This window comes from Nocardia farcinica, assembly GCF_029867845.1.
Classification (GTDB): Bacteria; Actinomycetota; Actinomycetes; order Mycobacteriales; family Mycobacteriaceae; genus Nocardia; species Nocardia farcinica_A.
In genome coordinates this window covers 1-1,633 of the sequence record NZ_JARWRU010000716.1, presented here as the reverse complement: position 1 = coordinate 1,633, position 1,633 = coordinate 1, and the positions used below count along the sequence as shown (strand labels likewise).

Here is a 1,633-nt window from a genome sequence, read left to right as displayed (position 1 = left end):
GCGGTCACGCGGTGCCCTGCTCCGCCGCCCGGCCGTCCCAGGCCACGGTGGACCGGCGCTCGCGGTGGGCTCGCCGCATCAGTGCCACGAGCCGTTCGCTCTCCATCGGGACGCGGACGCCGCTCGCGACATCGGTGATCTGCACGGTTCCGTCCGCCATCTCGGCCGGGCCGATGGTCGCGAGGAGATGGTCGCGGGACTTGCGCGCGTTCCTGATGCGGGCGCCCAGCGACCCGGTGTGATCGACCCGGCCGCGCAGTCCATGGCGCCGGATCTCGTCGACCAGGGCACGGGCCGCGTCGTCCTGCTCCGCTCCCACCGGCAGTGCGGTGAGCTGCACGGGAGCCAGCCAGAACGGCAACCGGCCGGCGTAGTGCTCCAGCAACGCGGCGGTCACGCGCTCCATCGAGCCGACGGCGCCCCGGTGGATCATCACCGGGCGATGCGAGGCCCCGTCGGCCCCGATGTAGCCGAGGTCGAATCGTTCGGGCTGGTTGAAGTCCAGTTGCACGGTGGCGATGGTCTCCTCGTGGCCGCGCGCGTCGCGCACCTGCACGTCGAGTTTCGGGCCGTAGAAGGCCGCCTCGCCCGGCCCTTCCACCAGATCGAGACCGAACTCCTCGAGGACCGAGCGGCTCGCCGCGCGCAGGCCCCGCTGGGCGTGTTCCCACTGTGCGGTGCTGCCCAGCCACGCCCCGGAGTCGTCGCGCATCGAGAGCCGGACGTGATCGACCGGGAGCCCGAGAATGCGCTGCGCCCGCAGTGCCGCCCGCAGCCCGAGAGCGGCTTCTCGCTCGACCTGGTCCGGCCGGCAGAACACATGGGTGTCATCGAGGGTGATCTGCCGGACGCGACTCAGGCCGGAGACGACGCCGGAACGTTCGGCGCGGAACATCGAGCCCATCTCGTTGAACCGCAGCGGCAGTTCGCGATACGAGCGTTGAGCCGAGGCGTAGATCAGCGCGTGATGCGGGCAGTTCGCGGGCCGGAGCACCACCTCGTCGTCGCCGAGTCGCATGGCGGGGAACATGTCCTGATCGAATTTCGCGAGATGTCCCGAGCGCTCGTACAGCGCGCGCTTGCCGAGCACCGGCGAGAACACCCCCACGCAGCAGTCCTCGGCGGCGAGTTCCTTGGCCAGCTTCTGTAGTTCCTCCCTGACCACCGCCCCCGCGGGCAGCCACAGGGGCAGCCCCGATCCAGCGAGGGGATCGGTGGCGAAGATGCCCATGTCCCGATTGATGTCTCTGTGGTCGATATCCCGGTGGCCGGTGACCATGTGTCCGCTCCTGTGTGGTGACCGGAACGGCCGGGAAAAGCACCGCGCCCCGTAAGCGGTTCGGGGGCTCGATGGGTCGTGTGCGGGTGTCAGTGCAGCACGAGAGCGCCGGAGGTGTCCGGCGTCGTCGTGGTGAACTGGCGTCCCTGCACAGCGGACGAGTGTAGCCGACGGGTTGTCGCCCGTCGGCTCGTTCTCCGGATCAGTCCGGGCCCTCGCCGCTGCCGCCGCCGAAGGGGACGATCACGACGCGGTCGTGGGTGGGGCCCGGGGTGTTTTTAACATCTGCGGGCCCCCGGGGCACGTGAAGCGGTGGGGGGTTGGGGGGGGGGGGGGTTTTAATATGGTGTGGGG

Annotated in this window: 1 protein-coding gene; it reads right to left on the bottom strand. The window is 70.2% G+C overall.

The annotated features are described in order from the left end of the window. Window positions 1-4 precede the first annotated feature (4 nt). Window positions 5-1,279, bottom strand: coding sequence for a threonine--tRNA ligase (thrS, locus tag QH283_RS15750; RefSeq protein WP_280503742.1), 1,275 nt, complete (start codon window positions 1,277-1,279; stop codon window positions 5-7). Window positions 1,280-1,633 lie beyond the last annotated feature (354 nt).